The 9,941-nt window shown below is 25.9% G+C and carries 4 protein-coding genes and 3 pseudogenes; 2 read left to right on the top strand and 5 right to left on the bottom strand.

Going from position 1 to position 9,941, the window contains the following annotated elements; genetic code table 11:
* Positions 1 to 1,133: 1,133 nt before the first annotated feature.
* Positions 1,134 to 2,318 carry a type I restriction endonuclease gene (locus BB_RS04300; protein WP_002665626.1) on the bottom strand — a complete coding sequence of 395 codons (1,185 nt, stop codon included), beginning with the start codon at positions 2,316 to 2,318 and terminating at the stop codon, positions 1,134 to 1,136.
* A 142-nt stretch (positions 2,319 to 2,460) separates the two neighbouring features.
* Positions 2,461 to 3,552, bottom strand: a pseudogene (locus BB_RS07775) (class I SAM-dependent DNA methyltransferase); the annotation flags it as partial.
* Between the two features lie 389 nt (positions 3,553 to 3,941).
* On the opposite strand from BB_RS07775, the pseudogene BB_RS04290 reads away from it, so the two are divergent.
* A pseudogene (locus tag BB_RS04290) lies at positions 3,942 to 4,252 on the top strand (plasmid maintenance protein); the annotation flags it as partial.
* A gap of 180 nt (positions 4,253 to 4,432) precedes the next feature.
* On the opposite strand, the pseudogene BB_RS04285 reads toward BB_RS04290, so the two are convergent.
* Positions 4,433 to 4,648, bottom strand: a pseudogene (locus tag BB_RS04285) (helix-turn-helix domain-containing protein); the annotation flags it as partial.
* A gap of 1,176 nt (positions 4,649 to 5,824) precedes the next feature.
* Here BB_RS04285 and BB_RS04280 point away from each other — a divergent pair.
* Complete coding sequence (locus tag BB_RS04280; RefSeq protein ID WP_010889839.1) at positions 5,825 to 6,796, top strand: P12 family lipoprotein; 972 nt, start codon at positions 5,825 to 5,827, stop codon at positions 6,794 to 6,796.
* A gap of 670 nt (positions 6,797 to 7,466) precedes the next feature.
* Here the strand turns inward: BB_RS04280 and BB_RS04275 are convergent.
* Both BB_RS04275 and argF read right to left on the bottom strand, forming a co-directional pair.
* Positions 7,467 to 8,891, bottom strand: coding sequence for a YfcC family protein (locus BB_RS04275; RefSeq protein WP_010889838.1), 1,425 nt, complete (start codon positions 8,889 to 8,891; stop codon positions 7,467 to 7,469).
* Between the two features lie 51 nt (positions 8,892 to 8,942).
* On the bottom strand, positions 8,943 to 9,926 hold the full coding sequence (gene argF / locus BB_RS04270) for an ornithine carbamoyltransferase (protein ID WP_002657012.1): 984 nt from the start codon (positions 9,924 to 9,926) through the stop codon (positions 8,943 to 8,945).
* Between the last annotated feature and the right edge of the window lie 15 nt (positions 9,927 to 9,941).

Here is a 9,941-nt window from a genome sequence, read left to right as displayed (position 1 = left end):
ATATAATTTTTAATTAGTATAGAATATGTTAAACTTTACCCTTGAATTTTTCTACTCTATTTGTATATTCTATAGAAAAAACGATTAGAATTAAACAAAGCCATAACTGAACCAACGGTAATTAGTAGATAAAGGGATCAAAATATTTTTTATTGCAGCAAGAATACCTTGGTATATTAGAAAAACCAAAAGTCATAGTCAAATCATCTTTTGATAACAATCCCCAAATCTATAATTTATTATGAAATTAATTGCTCCCTTGAAAAGATTAGTTTTTAAAACTACAAGACTACTATCAATCACTATCAGATAGATTAAAACAACCTTTACAAGAAAAAAATCTTACTACTATTTTATTGTAAATGTATTATAAAATAAGTTCATGCAAAAACTTACAATTTTTCACAACAAACTACAATAAAATCATGTAAACAAACAATTTCTTTGAAAATTAAGCAAATTTATAAATATAAATTATAAAGATATATATTTTTATATGATCAATAATAAAAATTAATAGGATACTTATTTGGAAAAATTATTGAAAAAACAATAAGCATGAATTGCCACAATAAGCTAATTGTCACTTAATAATTCTTGTTTACTAGACCACATTAGTATAAACTCAAATATTGGCTACTATAATATAGGGGCTTTATACGCCACATGTTTAATGATAACATAAGAAAATATTGCAATAATAAAAAGATTGAAATATCTTTATTAGAAAAGAATCTCGATAATTTAGAAAACAGAATAAAAATCATAACTAATAAATATAACGTTGAAAAAAATATATTCAAACTTTAACTATACAATTAATTACACCTTAAAAATGCGTTACATAAAAATTAAGGACTACTATAAATAGAAAACACCACATAACCTACAGACTCTAAAGGAATAATTAAATCCTCATATTTCAGTTCTCCAAAAGTTTAAATAGGGGCCTTTTACTTTTCTTGATTAGCATATACATTATTAAAGGCATCTTCTTGGGCACTATCCTAAACTTTTTTACATTATTATTATTTTATTCTTTATTATTACAAGATAATTCAAGAATCTAGATTACAAGATATCAATCCTGCCATTAGTAGTTCAATAAAACATTTAGAATATTTATACATTATTTAATGTATTTTTTTCATTTTTGAAATAATATTGTTATAACTTAACTTAATAAGATATTTGATTTCTTCAACTTGAGAATCCGATGTACATAGAATCTGAACATCTCCTCTGCCCCATTTGCCAATATTCTTAATATATCTAGTAAAACCCTCTTTTAAAATTATTTGATCTAGAGCAACAGTAATAGTAATATTAATTTTATTTACCCCAGGTCTAAAGCTAAAATCTACAAAATATCCGCCCTGTACTTTAAATCCTGTATAGCACTGTGTTTCAACTTTCTCAATTTCATTAAAATTTAAAACAAAAATAAAATCTTCTAATTCTTTATATATTGCTTTCATATCGGAATTTAATTTTTCAAATTTTTTTAAATTTTCGGTTTTAATATTATTATCTTTTATACCAGAATCTGTGTCATCTTCTATGTCACTTTTCTTGCTGTTTACTAATACATCGCTTTTTTTTTCATCAAAAAACATACTAAAAATATTTTTAATAATATCATTAAATATTTTATCTGAATATGTTTTTTTAAAACCAATTTTAGCTTTAAAAAAATCAAGCAAATCAACACTTGGATTTTTTGTTTCCTTTTTTAAATAAGCTGAAAATTTGTCTGTATATTTTTTTTCTAATGCAAAAGATCTAGCCTCTTCAACATTCAAAGAATTTCTAGAAAACTTTTTAAGATATTCAAAATCCTTAGATGTTAATTTTTCTAAATTAACAACCATAAAAGGCTCATTGTCTAACAAATTATCTTTATCTAGGTCAGTATAGAATCTATATTCTATGCCATCTGTTAATATACCAAATTCAACTCTCTTTGCTTGAGAACGAATATTTTCAAAATAAGGTTTTAATTGCTTTAGATGATTTTCAAGCTTTTCCCTGCTATTATGATATTTGGCCTCTATTAAAATAGTGGGTTCTTCATCCTTTTTTGTTGGATAAATAACATAATCAACCCTTTTTAGTCCATCTTTAAGAATATCTGCCTTCTCTTCAACTTTAACAATTGAAATATCAGTATGATCATAGCCCATCGCATCTAAAAATGGATCAATAAGATTTTGTCTTGTTTGTGCTTCATTTTCAATAAGATCCTTATCCTTTTGAATTTTTCTACTTACAGCTTTTATTGAATTTTCAAAATTTATATCTTTGTATTCATTTGGCATAATTATATTTTACCAATAAAATTAAAAATTAATAATTCTAAAAATAAATTTCCAAAATGTTGTCTATTTTAAACTCTTAACTGATACCTTAATTCTTTTTTCTACCTAATTTTTTAGTTTAAAATCTTATTTTTTAATTTTATTATTTTTTCCTTACCTTATTTATACTAAAATTTTTAGTATTTAGCGAATAATTTTCATATCCTTTTATTAAAGACAAAATATGATTTTCTCTTTTTTGTTTTTTAATACCTTAAAATCACTAAGCAAAGTAATAAAGTCTTCTTTGGTTAATGAATAAAAGACTAGCTATAATAAAATTATTTTATTTTTCTTTACTAAATTCAAAATGCTCTAAATAAAGCAAATTAGAGAAATTCAAAGGATCATTTTTAGCTATTAGCAGAGAAGTGTTTTTTACCAAAGTTAGACATAATGAACTAGCCAAAATTTCTTCTTTGGGTTGAGGCATTGGACATTGACAAAGAAATGATTTTACAATGTCGGTATTTTAAAACAAATCTTCTAATCATAAAATCAAATACAGTGCATTGAAAATAGATATAATAAACAATTTTTTATAAAAAGATATTGGTATTTTCTCACAATTCATATCTATTTTATAGAAACACAATAATAATTTTTAGGAGATAAAGTGCTAATCATGGTTCTTTCATTTGTATTGCTTGCAATTCTTCTATAAAATATTCTTTCATTTGGGTACTGATCATCTTTAGTTAAGATTTTTTCTAAATCTTCTTTATATCCTATCCATAAAAGCTTATAACCTTCTTTTACATAATCATAAGTAAAAAATCTTAAATTAAATTGATAGATATTAGCCCCAGAATAAAGAAATATAAAGTTTTCATTATTATATTCCTTTAATAAAGATTTGCGATTCTTTATACTTGGATCTGGCCCTTTTTTAAAATTAATATCTTCTTTACTAAGAATACTAAATGAACTAAATATTTTGTTTAATTTGGCCCATGTTTAATTCAATTCCTTTATAAGGATTTTCTTTGCAGTCTTTTAAGTCTCTAGTTATTCCTTAATAATATTATCACTACTTTGAATAACAAATTTTGCTTTAAAATTTAATGTAAAAGTTTATTACTACGAGGAAATATCGCAAATTTAAAACTTGAATGCATATCTTAAAACCTTTTTTTGTTTTCAAACTGATAAATAAGTTAAGTTTATAATTACTAAATATATGCTTTCTTAGCAAGCTAAGACCAAATATCACAATAGAAGTAATTCTCAATAAACAAAATACAAAAAGTAGTTATCATATCGTCTTTAACCTTAAATAAGGTTGCTATAAACAACCAAGATATTTAATTTCTTTTAAAACCCTTATTCAATCTTTTTAAGCATAGGATCTTATAATTATAAGAATATAATTTTATTTACATCTCTATATTAATAGAAAGATGCAAATATGTGATCAAATTGTTATTTTTGTAATATGGAATAGTCCTTTATAGGGACGCTTAATGCTCTATACTTAAGATTGGAATTCTCTATGAAAATATATACTCGCTACCCATGTAAAGCTGACTTATTTTAGCACGTATCGCTTAAACAATTATATTTATATTATCTTTTATAAAGTTAATTTTTTCTTGTAGATTATTTTTTAATAAAAAAGGCACAAATTACCACAACAAGTTCCAGTATAAATTAATAGTTCTTATCTCAACACTAAAGTACATAAACATCAAATATCAAAAATATATAAGAACAACATACTACATTGTTTTAATGAAAACCTTAAAAGGAATGGTTAAACTCTCATTAAGCTAAAACCAATGCAAAAATATCTTTATAAATTAGCAAAAGAACTAAAAGTCACAAACAACTACCATAAAAATTTGGTAGTAAATTCTGGAACTGAAATTTACTATAAACTCAATTATTCTAAAAAAAATATTGCCTTAAATTAAAGAATGCCTTAAAAAAACAAAATGCTCTGATTTAAACCTATACCCAAAATACAAATTTACTAAAGAAGAAGATATAGATTTAGAGAAGATCTTAATAATAAAAATATTAATATAAAAGTTGCTCAGTATGCTAAAGGCAAAGAGTTTAAGTCAAGTTTAGAAATTACAAAGAGTAAAACTATAAACTTCCTTTAAGAATGAAAATTTATTTTTATACTTACTTGGCTTAATATTAAGATTTTTTTATTCTTTTCATAATAATCTCTTCTATCACTTAACATTTTGCTATACAAAAATCTTACACATCTAAATACTTTTTAAAAAAATTTGATTAGTGTTAGAATATATTCTATATTTATAAACTTTATTAGCACTCATAATTTTACTAAATTAATATATTATATTTAATTTATTTTTAAAATTTATCTCCATTTACCAAAAAAACTAAAATAAAACTCTCCAAACTTATAAATAAAAAAATAAGGCAAAACCCCAACAAACTCAAGATCTATAATACAAAAATACAATATAAGAATCCCAAGCTTAAAAACAACCCCCTAAAATCTTTTTTTATTGGCGTTTTTAAATAATGGTAATAAAGAATTCCAATCAACACGATCCCCCCTACAACTTTTCAAACCCTATAGCTTGGCTTTTTATATTATTTTTAAATTTACATGTCACAACAATAGATAATGCATAAAATAAGTATTAATAAAACAAATACATTTATAGAACCTATACAATTATTGAGCATATGGCTAGTACTAAAAATGAAAATGTACAAGATAATATGCTATTAATAAAAATTAATGGCTACTAAAACTTTTGAATCCACATTTTTTCTTTAAAAAAATTCTAAATTATTAAAATAAATAGAAATTAAAATTACCAAAAATATTATTATAGTAATAAATATGTAAAGCTATTTTTATTAAAACTGATAATAAAAATATAATAGCTAAAATAACATAAATTAACTTTAAATTATATCAAAGACTTAGATTTAAAATATTTAATAAAAGGCAAAGCTATAAACACCATATACTTATTTTATTATTTTTTTCATTTTATTTAAATTAATTTAAATAAGACTCAATCAAATAATCAATCAAACATATTGGGTGAAGAAAAAATAGGGTATTCTTGGTGAATCGTTTTAAAAGGGGGTATAGTAAGCTAAAAAACTCTTATTAAAGAGGATGTTTATAGACTTAAAAGTCTAATTCAATATGAAAGAGGCTTTTTAAAGCTAAAAATGTTAAAGAAAATCAAATTAAGCAACAAGATGGTTTTGTTTCTATAAATAGTTTTAAAGAATATATACATTTGCACATACCCTTCATTATAACATCTACTAATTACACAATAAAAATAAAAATGATTTATTAAGAATTATTAGTAACTTATAAAAACTTTATAAGTTACATAGTCAAAAATATAAAAAATTAAAACAAAAAATTAACGATATGGAAAAATTGTATTTTATAGAAATAGAAATATATTTGCATTAAACAACTATGAATTTATAAAGATTCTAGTAGGAGAGAAAATATGAAAAAAAAAAATTTATCAATTTACATGATAATGCTAATAAGTTTATTATCATGTAATACAAGTGACCCCAATGAATTAACTCGTAAAAAAATGCAAGACAAGAACGTGAAAATTTTAGGATTTTTAGAGAAAATTCAAGCAGATAATAAAGAAATTGTTGAAAAACATATAGAAAAAAAAGAAAAACAAATGGTGCAGGCTGCTTCTGTAGCACCTATTAATGTAGAGAGTAATTTCCCATATTATCTTCAAGAAGAAATAGAGATAAAAGAAGAAGAGTTGGTTCCAAATACTGATGAAGAAAAGAAGGCAGAGAAGGCAATTAGCGATGGGAGTCTTGAATTTGCTAAATTAGTTGATGATGAAAATAAACTTAAAAATGAATCTGCGCAATTAGAATCTAGTTTTAATAATGTTTATAAAGAAATCTTAGAACTTGCAGATTTAATACAAGCAGAGGTGCATGTTGCAGGAAGGATAAATAGCTATATAAAAAAAAGAAAGACCACTAAAGAAAAAGAATATAAGAAGAGAGAAATTAAGAATAAGATAGAAAAACAGGCTCTAATTAAGTTGTTCAATCAGTTATTAGAAAAAAGAGGCGATATTGAAAATCTTCATACTCAATTAAATAGTGGACTTAGCGAGAGAGCATCTGCAAAATACTTTTTTGAGAAAGCCAAAGAAACTTTAAAAGCTGCTATTACTGAAAGATTAAATAACAAACGTAAAAATCGGCCATGGTGGGCAAGAAGAACACATAGTAATTTAGCAATACAGGCAAAAAATGAGGCAGAGGATGCTTTAAACCAATTAAGTACTTCTTCTTTTAGGATACTTGAAGCAATGAAAATAAAGGAAGATGTAAAACAGCTTCTTGAAGAAGTAAAATCTTTTCTAGATTCTTCAAAGAGCAAAATCTTTTCTAGTGGCGATAGATTATATGATTTTTTAGAGACGAGTAAATAAAAAAATATATTTTAAAGGCTAATAACTTAAAATCAAAGTCTTCTGTTAAAGGAAGACTTTTTTATAATTTTATTTAAATAACGAAAAGCTTGATAGTTAAAAAATCTTTTTTATTAAAAATATGTTTACTAAACAGAGCTCAAAAATGACTATATTTAGTATCTCTATAAAAGAATTTTTCAATATTTTAAAAAATTTATAGATAAACATAATCTAAAACCATGCATTAATACAAACCTAAAACATACTTGGTCACTTGTAAAAGTAAATTGTATCTAACTTTTTTTATTTATTGAATATACGTAAAAATTCTTTATAATTTCTATTTTAAAACGCTGCTATTTAGCAATACAATAAAAGGCATTACAGATTGCAATCAAACAAACTAAAGTTTAAATAAAATATTACCCTCTGTTCTAATCCTATCAAACAAGGTAATAAATTCTTTAAATTTCTAAAAGCCTAAACTTTAAAAGAACTTGTCGAAAATAATATTTCTCTTAAAAAAGGTTCTAATCTTTTATTTATAAGAACTTTTATACTATTATAAAAATGTATCTTGCCTTGATATATTTGTATTCTTTATAAATCAAGCCTTCTACTTTTTTTAAGAATATTTCTATTTTTTATAAACTAGTTTTCTACAATAGAAAAGAAATAACCCAAAGCCCTAAAAACTTAAATAAATGTTAGCTATAATAACTAAAATAGAGATAAAAAACTCAATCATAAATAATGGTAAAACAAACTTAAACCACGTACCATAACTCAATCTGGATATCCCCAATACAGCCATTATAACTCCGCTGGTAGGTGTTATCAAATTAATAAGCCCAGATGCAGTCTGCATGGCAATAACAACTGAAGCTCTTGGAATTGACAAAAAATCGGCAAGAGGAGCCATTATTGGCATAGTGAGACTAGCATGTCCTGATGAAGATGGAACAACAAATCCTATAAATATTTGAATAATTTCATTCAATATGATAAAAAGGGGTCTTGGAAGATTGTATAAAAAATTAGTAGCAGCATTTAACATAGTATCTGTAATCAACCCATCATCACATACTATCATAACACCTCTAGCAAGTCCAATAACAAGAGCAGCGGTTAGCAGACTTTCAGAACCTTTCACAAACGCATCCCACATTTCAGTTTCACCTAATTTACAAATAAAAGCCGATATAATAGCAACTCCAAGATACAACATTGTCATTTCTTGCATCCACCAACCAAGATTAACAATGCTAAATATCAAAATCAATATCATAAATCCAAATAAAAGTAAAACTAATTTATGAGCAAAAGTAAACTCAAGAGCATTCTGAGCATTATCTCCGGTAGAAAGTCCATCTTTTTTAACAAAATATTGATAATGTTCATCTTTTTGAGAATACACAAGCGATTTTGAGGGATCCTTTTTAATTTTAGACGCATAAACACAAACATAGGTTATAGCAGCCAATACTGATACAAAATAAAGAACAATTCTAAAATAAAATCCATCCTGCAAGCTAATAGAAGCTATTGCAGATGCAATTCCTGTCGCAAATGGATTTACAGTAGAAGCCATAGTTCCCACTCCAGCTCCTAAAGCAATAATAGCCGCTCCAACAAGACTATCATAACCCAAAGCTACTATCAAGGGAATCATAACAAAATAAAAAGGAAGGGTCTCTTCACTCATTCCGGTTACAGTTCCACCAATTGAAAAAATAAACATTAACAAAGGAATAAGCAACTTATCTTTGTGCCCCAACTTCTTGATTAAAAAATAAATTCCCACATCTATTGCTCCAGTTTTCATAATAATCCCATAAGCACCCCCAACAATTAAAACAAAAACAATAACTTCAACTGCATGTTCCATCCCCTTTGACATTGCGGTTAAAATAGTCATAATAGGATGTAAAAATCCCCTAGAGCCTCGATCTACATATTGATAAGTTCCAGCAACAATTATTTCCCTTTTAGATCCATCACCCATTTGCTTAAATTCTTTATCAAACTTACCGGCAGGAATCACATACGTTAAAATGGTAACAAATACAATTAAAGAAAATATTATTGTAAAACTACTTGGCATTTTGATCATAACGTTTCTCCTAAATAATTTCATAAATTTAATTTCACATAAAAAATACTGTTATCCCAAAGTTGATACCATAATAGCTTTAATGGTATGCACCCTATTTTCAGCCACATCAAAAACAACTGAATTTTTACTTTCAAAAATTTCTTCTGTAACTTCAATTCCATCAAGTCCGTATTTATCAAAAATATCCTTACCAATCACAGTGTTTAAGTCATGAAAAGCAGGCAAGCAATGCATAAATATTGCATCATCTTTTGCCATGCACATTATCTCTTTATTAACCTGATAAGCCTTTAGAAGATTTATTCTATCTTCCCAATTACTCTCCCCCATAGATACCCACACGTCTGTATACACAACATCAGCACATTTAACAGCCTCTTCTTTAGAATCTGTAATTGTAATTTTACCCCCACTCTCTAGGGCTAAAGACCTAGCCTTAAGCGTCAAATCGGGGTCTGGAAAAAGCTCTTTGGGAGCAAAAATTCTAAAATCAAGCCCCATAATAGCACAGCCTTTCAATAAAGAATTAGCAACATTCCCCCTACCATCGCCACAAAACACTATTTTAATCCCTTTCAAACTCCCCTTATGTTCTTTTATTGTCATTAAATCGGCTAGTATTTGGGTTGGGTGAGAAATATCTGTCAATCCATTGTAAACAGGAACATTAGAATAATTCGCCAAACATTCAACAGTCTGTTGAGAAAAGCCTCTAAATCCAATAGCATCATACATGCGTCCCAAAACTCTAGCGGTATCTATCATAGACTCTTTTGAGCCCATTTGATTACCCTTAGATCCCAAATAAGTAATATTTGCCCCTTGATCATAGGCTGCGATCTCAAAAGCACACCGGGTCCTTGTTGAATCTTTCTCGAAAATTATAACTATATTTTTACCTTTAAGTTTTTGCACTTCAATTCCTGCATATTTTGACTTTTTTAAATTAATCGATAAATCAAGTAAATATTTAATATCTTTGCTTGTAAAATCTAAAAGATTTAAAAAGCTCCTATTTCGTAAATTATACATCAACCACCAACCTTT

The organism is Borreliella burgdorferi B31 (assembly GCF_000008685.2).
Classification (GTDB): Bacteria; Spirochaetota; Spirochaetia; order Borreliales; family Borreliaceae; genus Borreliella; species Borreliella burgdorferi.
This window is presented reverse-complemented; position numbering and strand designations above follow the sequence as displayed.